The organism is Ensifer sp. Root142, assembly GCF_001426785.1.
In the GTDB taxonomy this organism is placed as follows: Bacteria; Pseudomonadota; Alphaproteobacteria; order Rhizobiales; family Rhizobiaceae; genus Ensifer; species Ensifer canadensis.
Genome location: NZ_LMFK01000012.1, coordinates 465,452 through 478,304, shown reverse-complemented (window position 1 = coordinate 478,304; position 12,853 = coordinate 465,452). Strand labels below are relative to the sequence as shown.

Annotated in this window: 11 protein-coding genes; 5 read left to right on the top strand and 6 right to left on the bottom strand. The window is 62.2% G+C overall.

Annotated features, from left to right (window positions below; translation table 11 throughout):
- Positions 1-68: 68 nt before the first annotated feature.
- Positions 69-215: a hypothetical protein gene (locus ASD52_RS39330; RefSeq protein ID WP_164474899.1), complete on the bottom strand. Its 147-nt coding sequence runs from the start codon at positions 213-215 to the stop codon at positions 69-71.
- A 230-nt stretch (positions 216-445) separates the two neighbouring features.
- Complete coding sequence (locus ASD52_RS14845) at positions 446-1,630, bottom strand: NAD(P)/FAD-dependent oxidoreductase (protein WP_057224764.1); 1,185 nt, start codon at positions 1,628-1,630, stop codon at positions 446-448.
- 123 nt (positions 1,631-1,753) lie between these two features.
- Here ASD52_RS14845 and ASD52_RS14840 point away from each other — a divergent pair, with 123 nt between their 5' ends.
- The 5 genes from ASD52_RS14840 to edd all read left to right on the top strand — a co-directional run bounded on the left by ASD52_RS14840 (position 1,754) and on the right by edd (position 8,876).
- Positions 1,754-3,190: a glutamine synthetase family protein gene (locus ASD52_RS14840; RefSeq protein WP_025425971.1), complete on the top strand. Its 1,437-nt coding sequence runs from the start codon at positions 1,754-1,756 to the stop codon at positions 3,188-3,190.
- Positions 3,191-3,206: 16 nt separating this feature from the next.
- On the top strand, positions 3,207-4,493 hold the full coding sequence (locus ASD52_RS14835; RefSeq protein ID WP_025425970.1) for an FAD-binding oxidoreductase: 1,287 nt from the start codon (positions 3,207-3,209) through the stop codon (positions 4,491-4,493).
- Between the two features lie 202 nt (positions 4,494-4,695).
- Complete coding sequence (gene zwf / locus ASD52_RS14830; RefSeq protein WP_025425969.1) at positions 4,696-6,171, top strand: glucose-6-phosphate dehydrogenase; 1,476 nt, start codon at positions 4,696-4,698, stop codon at positions 6,169-6,171.
- A gap of 8 nt (positions 6,172-6,179) precedes the next feature.
- Complete coding sequence (gene pgl, locus ASD52_RS14825; protein WP_025425968.1) at positions 6,180-6,878, top strand: 6-phosphogluconolactonase; 699 nt, start codon at positions 6,180-6,182, stop codon at positions 6,876-6,878.
- Between the two features lie 177 nt (positions 6,879-7,055).
- A complete protein-coding gene (gene edd, locus ASD52_RS14820) occupies positions 7,056-8,876 on the top strand; it encodes a phosphogluconate dehydratase (protein WP_025425967.1) in 1,821 nt (606 codons plus the stop codon).
- A gap of 97 nt (positions 8,877-8,973) precedes the next feature.
- Here the strand turns inward: edd and ASD52_RS14815 are convergent, their stop codons facing one another.
- From ASD52_RS14815 to ASD52_RS14800, 4 genes are all read right to left on the bottom strand, one after another.
- Positions 8,974-9,339 (bottom strand): GFA family protein, encoded by a 366-nt coding sequence (locus ASD52_RS14815; protein WP_025425966.1) that lies wholly within the window; start codon positions 9,337-9,339, stop codon positions 8,974-8,976.
- 166 nt (positions 9,340-9,505) lie between these two features.
- Positions 9,506-9,916 (bottom strand): hypothetical protein, encoded by a 411-nt coding sequence (locus ASD52_RS14810; RefSeq protein ID WP_057224761.1) that lies wholly within the window; start codon positions 9,914-9,916, stop codon positions 9,506-9,508.
- 133 nt (positions 9,917-10,049) lie between these two features.
- Positions 10,050-11,138 (bottom strand): sn-glycerol-3-phosphate ABC transporter ATP-binding protein UgpC, encoded by a 1,089-nt coding sequence (gene ugpC, locus ASD52_RS14805; RefSeq protein WP_057211548.1) that lies wholly within the window; start codon positions 11,136-11,138, stop codon positions 10,050-10,052.
- A 37-nt stretch (positions 11,139-11,175) separates the two neighbouring features.
- A complete protein-coding gene (locus ASD52_RS14800; RefSeq protein WP_107026830.1) occupies positions 11,176-12,834 on the bottom strand; it encodes an alpha-glucosidase family protein in 1,659 nt (552 codons plus the stop codon).
- Between the last annotated feature and the right edge of the window lie 19 nt (positions 12,835-12,853).

Genomic DNA, 12,853 nt, shown 5'->3' with positions numbered 1-12,853 from the left:
ACGAATTTCCGAAGGCGTTGGGCTCATGAGGCGCTCGAGGTCCGGCCGTTAGCGGCCGGCTGGCAGCATCAGAGCCAATAAGCCGGCAGCGTTGCGAGGGCAGCAACGGCAAAGAACGCGATCAGAGCAATGCGGGTCAACGCTACTCTCTGGACGCGGCTCTCGTCGGTGCGAGCGATCGCGATGGCGCGGGGACGACGGCGTGGCTGGTTCATGACATCCTGTCCTTCTCACTGACCGGCAACGTTCGGCCCGGATAAACCGGCTTGCCAGTCCAGACCATATTGCAGCCATGCCGTGGCAGAGAAAAGCCCTAAAAATGGAAACAGTGTGATTTCCGTTTGCGGAACAGTTCTTTCTGACCAACCGCCGGCTGTGCCGACACCAAAGAGGTTCCGGCATATCCGTTAACAATGGCTGAAGCCAAATGCCGCAAAACCAGGGATCAGACGTCCTGGCCGGCTGCGAAGCCCGATGCCCAGGCCCATTGGAAATTGTAGCCGCCGAGCCAGCCGGTCACGTCGACGCATTCGCCGACGAAATAGAGACCGGGAACAGCCTTCGCCTGCATCGTCTTTGAATCGAGACCATTGGTGTCGACGCCGCCGAGCGTCACCTCGGCAGTGCGATAGCCTTCGGAACCGGCGGGCTTGATCGCCCAAGCCTGGATCGATGCCGATAGCGCATCGATGGTCTTGTCCGAGAGGTCGGCGAGCTGCCGTCCCGTCAGCTTGGCGCCATCGGCAAAGAATTGCGCAAGCCGGCGTGGCAGAATATCGCCGAGCGCCGTCTGGACGGCCTGCTTGCCATTGGTGCGGCGCAAACCTTTTAGGATCGAGGCGATGTCGATATCGGGCATCAAGCTCAGAACGATGTCCTGCCCCTCGCGCCAGTAGGACGATATCTGCAGGATCGCCGGGCCACTGAGGCCGCGATGGGTGATCAGCACCGCCTCGCGAAACGCCGTCTTACCGGAGCGCGCCTCGGCGTCGGCGGCGACGCCGGCTAGTTCGCCGATCGTCTCAAGCTGCACCGGATCGAGCGTCAGCGGCACAAGCCCGGGACGGGTTTCGACCAGGGCCAATCCGAACTGCTCTGCGATTTTATAGGCAAGCCCCGTTGCGCCCATTTTCGGGATCGACTTGCCGCCGCTGGCCACCACCAGCGACTGGGCATCGACCGGTCCGTCGCCGGTCATCACCCGGAAGCCGGCACCATGGCGCTCGACACTCGCGACCGTCGTCTCAAGCCGAAGCTCGGCGGCCGCATCGCGCATCTCGGCGAGCAACATCCTGATGATGTCCTTGGCCGAATGATCGCAGAACAATTGCCCCAAAGTCTTCTCGTGCCAGGCGATGCCGTGTTTTTCGACCAGCGCCAGGAAGTCTCGCGCGCCGTAGCGCGCGAGCGCCGATTTGCAGAAATGCGGATTGGCCGAGAGGAAGTTCTTCGGCCCGGCATGGATGTTGGTGAAGTTGCAGCGGCCGCCGCCGGAGATGCGGATCTTCTCGCCCGGCGCCTTTGCATGGTCGATGACCAGCACCCGCCGGCCGCGCTTGCCGGCCTCGATGGCGCACATCATGCCGGCCGCACCGGCGCCAATGATCACCACATCCTTCTTCTCAGCCACGAAACACCTTTGAGCTCTTTGCGCATTCCATTCCGGTCACGGCGGGGAAAGTCAATCGTCACGCTCTAGCCAATTGCCAATCTCTGGTTATGATGCGCTATCCGAAGCCAAAACCGGTGATTTATGCCCTCCAAGAGAAGTGCTGCCCAACAAACAACGAAAATCAGCAAAACCTCGAAAATACCCGCCGCCCTGCATTCCCTCCGAGGCGTCAAGACCTGGAAGGAAGCAACGGATTGGCTGAAGATCCGCGGGATCGAAGACATCGAATGCATCACGCCCGACCTTGCCGGCGTTCCCCGCGGCAAGATGATGCCCACCTCCAAGTTCACCTCCAACACCTCGCTTGCACTGCCTTCCGCCGTCTACCGCCACACGATCTCAGGCGAATATCCTGACGAGACCGGACAATTCCGCTACGATTCGCGCGACAGCGACATCAAGCTCGTCCCTGATCTTTCGACGCTTTCGGTCGTCCCCTGGGAAACCGACCCAACGGCGCAGGTGATCTGCGACATCGTCGGCTCCGAAGGCGAACAGATCAGCTACACGCCGCGCAACGTCTTGAAGCGCGTGGTCGACCTCTATCGCCAGAAGGGCTGGAAGCCGGTCGTTGCGCCCGAAATCGAGTTCTACCTCGTCGCCACCAATGACGATCCCGACTATCCGCTGCATCCGCCGAAGGGCCGCTCCGGCCGGTCGATCCTTGGCGGCCAGGGCTATTCGATCGCCGGCATCAACGAATTCGACGAGCTGATTGACGACATCTATCACTTCTCCGAGAAGCAGGGTCTGGAGATTGACACGCTGATCCACGAGGAGGGACCAGCGCAGCTCGAAATCAACCTTCGTCACGGCGATCCGATCGAGCTTGCCGACCAGGTGTTCCTGTTCAAGCGCACCATCCGCGAGGCGGCGCTGAAGCACGGCATCTACGCGACCTTCATGGCCAAGCCGATGCAGGGTCAGCCGGGTTCGGCCATGCACATCCACCAGTCGGTGATCGAGATCAACACCGGCCGCAATCTGTTCTCCAATCCGGACGGCTCTGCCTCCAAGGAGTTCTTCAACTTCATCGGCGGCATGCAACACTATGTGCCGCGCACGTTGGTGATGATGGCGCCCTACGTGAACTCCTTCCGCCGGCTGACGCCCGATATGTCGGCGCCGGTGAATACGGCTTGGGGCTACGACAACCGCACGACCGCGTTCCGCATTCCGGTTTCCGAACCGGTTGCCCGGCGGATCGAGAACCGGCTGCCGAGTTCGGATGCCAACCCCTATCTGGCGCTCGCCGCCTCGCTTGCCTGCGGCTATCTCGGCATCATCGAAGGCCGCGATCCGACGGCACCGACGGAAGACACGGCCAACGAAGGCGAAATCGATCTGCCGCGCGGGCTGCTCGAGGCCGTCGCCCTGCTCGAGTCGGCGCCGTCGCTTGCCGAGGTGCTGAGCCCCGAATTCATCGCCATCTATGCCGGCGTGAAACGTGGCGAGTTCGAAACCTTTATGCAGGTTATCAGCCCGTGGGAACGCGAGTTCCTGCTGCTGAACGTCTGACCTGAAAGGCAGTCCAATGCCCTGGCAAAGCCCGATCTCGCCCGGTTTCTCCTGGTATGAGGCAACCGTTCCCGATCGACCCGAATATCCGCAGATGCCGGGATCGAGGAAGGCGGATGTCGCCATTATCGGCGGCGGCTATACCGGGCTTCAGGCGGCCTACAACCTTGCTCGGCAAGGCGTCGATGTCACGCTCATCGACGCCTGCCGCTTCGGCGACGGCGCGTCGGGGCGCAACGGTGGCCAGTTCGGCACCGGCCAGCGCGCCTGGGCCGACGAGACCGAGGAAACGCTTGGCCAGGAACGGGCACAACTGCTGTTCGATATGGCAGAGAACGCCAAGCGGCACGTGCTCGACTTCGCCAGCCAACACGACATCGATATCGAGTTCATGCCGGGGCAGCTCTCCGTCGGCCACAAGAAGAGCCTGGAGAAGGATTATCGCGACCACGTCGAGGCGATGGCGACCCGCTTCGGCTATCCGCATCTCTCGTTCATGGAACGGGAGGAGACGGCGAGCCGGCTCGGATCGTCTCGCTATCACTTCGGCATCCGCGATGTCGGCACCGGACATATCCATCCGATGAAGCTGCTGCTCGGACTGGCGAAGCAGGCGGCCCTTGCCGGCGCCAATCTGTTCGAGCAGACCAAGGCGCAGAAGATCGAGCGCAAGGGAACGGCTGTTGTCATCACTACCGATCGCGGCACGATCACCACTGAGCGGGTGCTTGTCGCGTGCAATGCCTATATCGGCAATCTCGAGCCGGTCAGCGCCAGCCATGTGATGCCCATCCGCTCCTTCATCGGCGCGACCGAAGTTCTTTCCGCTCACCCCAACGTGCTTCCCGGCGGTGAATCGGTCGACGATTCGCGCTTTGTCGTGCGCTACTTCCGCAAATCGAAAGACGGGCGGCTGCTATTCGGCGGGCGCGAAGCCTACACCGCCGACAATCCGCGCGACATTTCCACCCATATCCGCCGGCAGATCAGCGAGATCTATCCGGAACTCGGCAATGTCGAGATCACCCACGCCTGGGGCGGTTCCGTTGGCATCACCTTGCCGCGGACGCCCTTCTGTCGCGAGGTGATGCCGGGCGTCACCTCGATCGGCGGCTATTCCGGCCACGGGGTCATGCTTTCCAACTATTGTGGCAAGCTCTACGCTGACCTTGTGCTGGGCAAACCGACGGAACTCGACCTGTTGAAAGCCTTGAAAATACCGGCTTTTCCGGGCGGAACACGCTTCCGATCGGCGCTTCTGTTCCTGGCGCTCAGCTGGTATGCGCTGCGCGACAGGCTCTAAGGCACGTTGTGTCAGGATGGTGTCACACTATGTGCATTAGATCTTTGTTTCCGTGCATGTCGTCGCCCCGAAACCGCGGCATATTTTCGGGCGACATGCATGAGAAAGCGTGTGCGACAGCATTTTATTGCGTCGCACCCTAGCGCGTTTAAATCGATTAGATTATATGTGTCCCTGACCTGAACAAGATCGAGATTATCCCATGAGCAGCCAGATCATTCCCGTCGAACCATTTGATTATGTCGTGTTCGGCGGCACCGGCGATCTCGCGGAGCGCAAGCTGCTGCCAGCGCTCTATCACCGCCAGATGGAAGGCCAGATTACCGAGCCGACCCGCATCATCGGCGCCTCGCGCGCCGCGTTGACGCATGAAGAATATCGCAAGTTCGCCGCCGATGCGCTGAAGGAACACCTGAGGCCGGCGGAATACAATGAAGAGGAAGTGGCGAAGTTTACCGCCCGCCTCTTTTACGTTTCCGTCGATGCCAAGTCCGACCAGGGCTGGGATACGCTGAAGAAGATCCTGGAAGAAGGCAAAGACCGTATCCGCGCCTTCTATCTCGCCGTCGGACCGGCGATCTTCGGCGATATTTCCGAGAAGATCCGCGATCACAAGCTGATCACCAAGACCACCCGCATCGTCGTCGAAAAGCCGATCGGCCGCGATCTGGCGTCGGCGACCGAGCTCAACGACACGATCGGCAAGGTCTTCCGCGAAGAGCAGATCTTCCGCATCGACCACTATCTCGGCAAGGAGACGGTGCAGAACCTGATGGCGCTGCGTTTCGCCAATGCGCTCTACGAGCCGCTGTGGAACTCCGCCCATATCGACCACGTGCAGATCACCGTTTCGGAAGCCGTAGGCCTCGAAAACCGGGCCGGCTACTACGACAAGGCCGGTGCGCTGCGCGACATGGTGCAGAACCACATCCTGCAGCTCGTCTGCTTTGTCGCAATGGAAGCCCCGACCTCAATGGACGCGGAAGCCGTGCGCGATGAAAAGCTTAAAGTTCTGCGCGCGCTGAAGCCGGTCAATGCATCCAATGTCGAGCAGGTGACGGTGCGCGGCCAGTACCGCGCGGGCGCCTCTGCCGGCGGCCCGGTCAAGGGCTACCTGGAAGAGCTCGAAGGTGGCGTTTCGAACACAGAGACCTTCGTAGCGATCAAGGCCGAAGTCAGCAACTGGCGCTGGGCCGGCGTGCCGTTCTACATCCGCACCGGCAAGCGGCTTGCTGGCCGCATGTCGGAAATCGTTATTACCTTCAAGCAGATCCCGCACTCGATCTTCGACAACAGTGCCGGTCGCATTTCCGCCAACCAGCTCGTCATCCGCCTGCAGCCGAACGAAGGCGTCAAACAGTCGCTGATGATCAAGGACCCCGGTCCAGGCGGCATGCGCCTTCGCAACGTTTCGCTCGACATGAGCTTCGCCGAGGCTTTCGACGTGCGCAATGCCGACGCCTACGAGCGGCTGCTGTTCGACGTCGTGCGCAACAACCAGACGCTGTTCGTACGCCGCGACGAGGTCGAGGCCGCATGGAAGTGGGTCGATCCGATCCTGAAAGCCTGGGAAGAGACCGGACAGCAGGTGCAGGGCTACACCGCCGGCACCTGGGGTCCGAGCCAGTCGATCGCACTCATCGAGCGTGACGGCCGCACCTGGCACGATGCGATATAGGTAAGGCAATGAGCACGACGCTTCACACATTCGACAATGGCGCCGCCCTGGCAGAGGGCTTGGCGGACGCCGTCAGCGCCGCACTTGCCACCGGCATTGCCACCCGTGGCACAGCAAGCATCGCCGTTTCCGGCGGCTCGACGCCCAAGGCATTCTTCCAGGCGCTCGCCAGGAAGGATATCGCCTGGGACAAGGTGACGGTCACGCTGGTGGACGAACGCTTCGTTCCACCGGAGAGCGATCGCTCCAACCACGCGTTGGTCACGGCCAATTTGCTGCAAGGCCCTGCGGCGAAAGCGCATTTCCTACCGCTTTACCACGCCGCCGCTTCGGCAGAAGATGCGGCCGGGCTCTCCAGCAAGGCGACGGCAAAGATCGGCACGCCCTTCGACGTCGTCGTGCTCGGCATGGGAACGGATGGCCATACCGCGTCGTTCTTCCCGGGCGGCACGCAACTTTCAAGGGCGATCGACGCGACGACGCCGCGCGGCGTGATCACCATGGAAGCCGAAGGTGCTGGCGAACCGCGCCTGACCTTTACCTTCTCCAGCCTTCACGATGCCAGGCTGCTGGTCCTGCACATCGAAGGCGAGGGCAAGAAGGTGGTGCTTGCCAAGGCGGAAGGTCCCGGCGACGAAGCCGAGATGCCGATCCGCACCATGCTGCGCCGTGCGGCCTCGCCGCTGCAAATATACTGGGCGCCATAACGGCCGGATCACCGGCCGGTTCAGGACGCTTTCAACCGGTGGCGCCCCACCGGAACGCGAAGGCGTTGAAAGAGCTCATACCGGGGCGTGGCCTGCACGTTCTCCCAAGCAGGCAACGCTCCGGATCGATGACTGGATGAAGATGAGGAGTCTCAAGACTCCGGAACAGGATTTGCCATGTCCGCCGATTCCCGCATTGCCGCAATCACCGCCCGCATCGTCGAGCGCTCGAAGCCGCACCGAGAGCCTTATCTCGATCGGGTGCGTCGTGCGGCGTCCAGCGGCCCACATCGCAGCGTTCTTGGCTGCGGCAACCTCGCGCACGGGTTTGCCGTCTGTTCCCCCGCCGAGAAGGTGGCGCTCGCCGGGGATCGCGTCGCCAACCTAGGCATCATTACCTCCTATAACGACATGCTTTCGGCGCATCAGCCGTTCGAAACCTATCCGGCGCTGATCCGCGAAGCCGCGCACGAGGCAGGCGGCGTCGCCCAGGTTGCCGGCGGCGTGCCCGCCATGTGCGACGGCGTCACCCAGGGCCAGCCGGGCATGGAACTGTCGCTGTTTTCGCGCGACCTGATCGCCATGGCCGCCGGTGTCGGCCTGTCGCACAACATGTTCGATTCCACCGTCTATCTCGGCGTCTGCGACAAGATCGTGCCGGGCCTTGTCATCGCGGCCCTGACCTTCGGTCACCTGCCGGCAGTCTTCGTGCCGGCCGGGCCGATGACGACGGGCCTGCCGAACGACGAGAAGGCGCGCGTGCGCCAGCTCTTCGCCGAAGGCAAGGTTGGCCGCGAAGAGTTGCTCGAAGCGGAATCCAAGTCCTATCACGGACCCGGCACCTGCACCTTCTATGGCACCGCCAATTCCAACCAGATGCTGATGGAGATCATGGGCTTCCACCTGCCCGGCGCCTCCTTCATCAATCCCGGCACGCCGCTGCGCGACGCGCTGACGAAGGAAGCGACGAAGCGGGCGCTGGCGATCACCGCCATGGGCAACGAGTTCACGCCATCAGGTGAAATGATCGACGAGCGCTCGATCGTCAACGGTGTCGTCGGGCTGCACGCCACCGGTGGCTCGACCAACCACACCATGCATCTCGTCGCCATGGCGCGCGCCGCCGGCATCCTGCTCACCTGGCAGGATATTTCCGAACTTTCGGACATCGTGCCGCTGCTTGCGCGCGTCTACCCGAACGGCCTTGCCGACGTGAACCACTTCCATGCCGCCGGCGGCATGGGCTTTCTGATCAGCCAGTTGCTTCGGGGCGGCCTGCTGCACGACGATGTGCGCACCGTCGTCGGCCAGGGCCTGGAGGCCTACAAGATCGACGTCCGCCTCGGTGCCGACGGCGGTGTCGAGCGCCGGCCGACGCCGGCCGAAAGCGCCGATCCGAAGGTACTCTCCACCATCGACCAGCCGTTCCAGCACTCGGGCGGCCTCAAGATGCTGACCGGCAATCTCGGCAAGGCGGTCATCAAGATTTCCGCCGTCAAGCCGGACCGCCACGTCATCGAGGCACCGGCAAAGATCTTTCATGACCAGGGCGAGTTGAACGCCGCCTTCAAGGCCGGCAAACTCGAAGGCGACTTCGTCGCCGTCGTGCGCTTCCAGGGCCCGAAGGCGAACGGCATGCCGGAACTGCACAAGCTGACGACCGTGCTCGGCATCCTGCAGGACCGCGGCCAGCGCGTGGCGATCCTCACCGACGGCCGCATGTCGGGCGCCTCGGGCAAGGTGCCTGCCGCCATCCACGTTACGCCGGAAGCCAAGGATGGCGGGCCGATCGCCCGCATTCAGGAAGGCGACATCGTGCGTATCGATGCCGTCACCGGCACGATCGAAGTGCTTGTCGAGGATATCGCGCTCAAGACGCGCATTCCCGCCCATGCCGATCTCTCGGACAACGAGTTCGGCATGGGGCGCGAGCTGTTCGCACCGTTCCGCGCCATTGCCGGCTCGGCCGACCACGGAGCAAGCGTGCTGTTCAACTGAGCCGAACCTCGGCGTCACCGCGGAGGATTTGTCTTCCATCGAGCTATCGCTGCCGGCCCTCGCCGCCGGTAGCGGGCCGCGCTTGCGAAGACGAGCGCTACTTCAGCGGCCCCGGATACATGTCGTTTCGACCGTCGTAACGCTCGACCTCCAGCGTGAAGATGTCGATATCCTCGATGCAGCGCGCATTGAGCGAGACGCGATTGTTCGGGTAGCCGCTGCGCATGATCGCCACACTGCAGGTCGGGCAGAAGTGATGACCTTCAGTCACGCCGCGCCAGACATAGGTGGAAAGGCGACGCTTCTCGGTGATCAACCGGATCTTGCTGCCGTCAATCTTCCAGTGGAGGAAGCCGGTGCGCCGGCATGTCGAGCAGTTGCACTCGACCAGCCCCGAGAGCTCCTCATCGACTTCGATGCAGATATCGCCGCAGTGGCAGGAAAGGCGGTAGGGTCGTTTCATCGATCGGTTGCCTCGCTTCTGGCGTGCAGGCGACAACAATCCAACGCCCACACTCCATGTCAAGCATAGTTTGGAGGCCTCGAAATACGGTGTCCCTGGCCGCAAAGGCGCATCGCCCGCCAGTCCGTCTCGGCCGGACGGGGCACCCGCACGAACGCTTGCCGGTTCAGCGGTAGATGTCGAGTGTGCGGTTCCGGTGGTTCGGATGGGTGCTGTAGACGAAGATGCGATTGAGGTCGCGATCGGTCAGGAGCCGCAGGAAGCGCGCTTCGACGATGTTGTTGGCGTGCACGCGCTTGAGCAGGCAGCCGACCATCTGGATGCGGGCGCTTGGAATGTCGAGGTAGAAATTCTGCGGCAGCTGGTACTTGGTCAGGATACCCAGAACCGCGCCGCTTTTCGACAGCTTGATGATTTCGCAGCGGCGGGAGCTCAGCTCCGTCATGCCCTTTTCGGTATATTCGATCCGCGCCTCGTTCCTCGTGTCCTCCATCGGGAACGTGGTTTCGCGATCGTACATGAAAGATTCTTCCTTGTTCAGGAAGTGTTGCTGCATCACCGGTGCCGCGGTCGTCATTCTACAGGCCCCTTAGTATCCCCTGCCCGTCAGGCTAGAGGAAGAAATTTAACAGAGGGTAGATTGAGGGCCTTCGCAAAGAAAAACCCGTCCGAAAATCGGACGGGTTGAAGACAAACGATGGTGGTCTTTGTCAGACGCGGTAGCTCTTGCCGCCGGCTTCGAACAGATGCAGCTTGTTCTTATCGGCCGTGAACCGGACTTTTTCGCCGCGATGAACGGGCAGGATGCCCGGGATCTTGGCGATGATCGGCTCCTTCTCCACCAGTCCCTCGATATAGAGCAGCGTCACCTCGCCGAGCGCCTCGACGATGGCGACCGTTCCTTCGAACAGGAAGTCCTCGCCGCTGGCCGTCTGGAGATCTTCAGGACGCACGCCGAAGCTCGCCGTCTTGCCGTTTTCCGACGCGTTCGTGGCGATATCGAGTGTCACCGACTTGCCGCCAGAAAGCTTCACCGTCGTCTGCGGGCCGGTGGCGGTGATCGTCGCGGGGATGACGTTCATCGCTGGCGAACCGATGAAGCGGGCGACGAACAGGTTCGCCGGGCGCTCGTAAAGCTCGAGCGGCGGGCCGACCTGCTCGATATGGCCGGCCGACAGCACGACGATACGATCGGCAAGCGTCATCGCCTCGACCTGGTCGTGGGTAACGTAGATCATCGTCGTGTCCGCCATCTGCTCGTTGAGCTTGGCGATCTCGATGCGGGTGGCAACGCGAAGCGCCGCGTCGAGGTTCGACAAAGGCTCGTCGAACAGGAAGACCTTGGGATCGCGGCAGATCGCCCGGCCGATCGCCACGCGCTGGCGCTGGCCGCCCGAAAGCGCCTTCGGCAGACGATCGAGGTACTTGGTGAGCTGCAGGATATCGGCTGCCGCGCGCACGCGCCGGTCGATCTCCTCCTTCGTCTCCTTGGCGATCCGCATGCCGAAGGCCATGTTGTCGTAGACGGTCATATGCGGATAGAGCGCATAGGACTGGAACACCATGGCGATCCCGCGCTTGGACGGCGGCACGTCGTTGACGCGCTCGCCATCGATGAACATGTCGCCGCCGGTAATCTCCTCCAGACCCGCGATCATGCGCAGCAATGTCGACTTGCCGCAGCCGGACGGACCGACAAACACGACGAACTCGCCCTGCTTGATGTCGAGATTGATGCCGTGAATGACATCGACCGCACCGTAGGACTTGCGGATATCTTTAAGCGTCAGACCTGTCATCGCACCCTCCCCTTCGTCTCTTTTGTCTGTCGTTGTCTCAAACCAGCCGCGCGAAGAATGCGCTCCAGGCTGGAAGATTGACCTTGTCGTTCTTGATCTCGGCCGTAAAACCATGGCCGTCAAGCGCTTCCACTGGCTCCTTCGGCAAATCAACCGTAGCGGCCGTACCGCTCATGTTGAATGCGCAGAAGAGCTTCTCGTTGCCGTGGCTGCGCACGAAGGCAAGCACGGGCGCATCGGTGCTGCGGAACTCGATCTCGCCTTTGGCAAAGGCCGGATGCGCCTTTCTGAACTGCAGGAAGCGTCGATAGTGCTCCATGACCGAAGCGGTGTCATCCTTCTGCGCGGAGACCGCCCGGTTCAGGTGTTCGGCCGGCACCGGCAGCCAGGGTTTGGCATCGCCGAAGCCGCCATTGGCAGCAGTGCTATCCCAGACCATCGGCGTGCGGCAGCCGTCGCGCCCCTTGAAGTCGGGCCAGAACTGAATGCCGTAGGGATCCTTCAGATCCTCGAAGGCAAGCTCGGCTTCGGTGAGAGCCAATTCCTCGCCCTGATAGATGCAGACCGAGCCGCGCAGCGACATCAGCAGGCTTGCCAGCAGCTTGGCGTGCGCGTCGCGATCGGCAACGCCATCGCCCCAGCGACTGACATGGCGAACGACGTCGTGGTTGGAAAAGGCCCAGCAGGCCCAGCCCTCCGGCGCCGCCTTGTGAAAGTCGCGCAGAACCTCGGCGACACGCGCCGGTGTCAGAGCGTCGGGCGCCAGGAACTCGAAGGCGTAGCACATGTGCATCTTGTCGCCGCCGGAGGTGTACTCGCCGGCGATCTCGAGACCACGCTGGCTGTCGCCGACTTCGCCGACCGCCGCGATTGCCGGAAACTCGTCCATGACAGCACGGAACCGCTTCAGGAACGCAAGGTTCTCCGGCTGGTTCTTGTCGTAGAGATGTTCCTGATAATTATACGGGTTGACCGCCGGTGCAGTGGAGGCGTTGCGCCGCTCCGGCGCCAGCGCCGGATTGTCGCGCAGCTGTTTGTCGTGGAAATAGAAGTTGATGGTGTCGAGGCGGAAGCCATCGACGCCGCGCTCCAGCCAGAAGCGCTCGACGCCCAAAAGCGCCTCCTGCACATCAGGATTGTGCAGGTTGAGGTCCGGCTGCGAGGTCAGGAAGTTGTGCAAGTAATATTGCAGCCGCGTCGGATCCCAGGCCCAGGCCGAGCCGCCGAAGATCGACAGCCAGTTGTTCGGCGGCGTTCCATCGGGTTTCGAGTCTGCCCAGACGTACCAGTCCGCCTTGGCGTTCGCCCGGCTGGCGCGGCTCTCGACGAACCAGGGATGCTGGTCCGAGGTATGGGACAGAACGAGGTCGATCATCACCCGGATACCGAGCCGATGCGCCTCGGCGATCAGCGCATCGAAATCGGCGAGATTGCCGAAGATCCCGTCGACGTCGGTATAGTTCGAAACGTCGTAGCCGAAATCCTTCATCGGCGAGGTGAAGAAGGGCGATATCCAGATAGCATCGGCGCCGAGCGAGGCGACATGCGGCAGGCGGGCGGTGATGCCCTTCAAATCGCCGATGCCGTCGCCGTTGGAGTCCTGGTAGGAGCGCGGATAGATCTGATAGATCACCGCGCCTCGCCACCAATCCTTGTCGGCCTGCAAAATGGATTCGCTCATTTCAGTCATGCTCATTCCGTTCAGAAGTCCCTGT

Bases quoted from the DNA above. Each gene is read 5' to 3' on its own strand.
- ASD52_RS39330 (WP_164474899.1), bottom strand. From the start codon at position 215: ATGAACCAGCCACGCCGTCGTCCCCGCGCCATCGCGATCGCTCGCACC.
- zwf (WP_025425969.1), top strand. From the start codon at position 4,696: ATGAGCAGCCAGATCATTCCCGTCGAACCATTTGATTATGTCGTGTTC.
- ASD52_RS14840 (WP_025425971.1), top strand. From the start codon at position 1,754: ATGCCCTCCAAGAGAAGTGCTGCCCAACAAACAACGAAAATCAGCAAA.
- ASD52_RS14815 (WP_025425966.1), bottom strand. From the start codon at position 9,339: ATGAAACGACCCTACCGCCTTTCCTGCCACTGCGGCGATATCTGCATC.
- ASD52_RS14800 (WP_107026830.1), bottom strand. From the start codon at position 12,834: ATGAGCATGACTGAAATGAGCGAATCCATTTTGCAGGCCGACAAGGAT.
- ASD52_RS14835 (WP_025425970.1), top strand. From the start codon at position 3,207: ATGCCCTGGCAAAGCCCGATCTCGCCCGGTTTCTCCTGGTATGAGGCA.
- pgl (WP_025425968.1), top strand. From the start codon at position 6,180: ATGAGCACGACGCTTCACACATTCGACAATGGCGCCGCCCTGGCAGAG.
- ugpC (WP_057211548.1), bottom strand. From the start codon at position 11,138: ATGACAGGTCTGACGCTTAAAGATATCCGCAAGTCCTACGGTGCGGTC.
- edd (WP_025425967.1), top strand. From the start codon at position 7,056: ATGTCCGCCGATTCCCGCATTGCCGCAATCACCGCCCGCATCGTCGAG.
- ASD52_RS14810 (WP_057224761.1), bottom strand. From the start codon at position 9,916: ATGACGACCGCGGCACCGGTGATGCAGCAACACTTCCTGAACAAGGAA.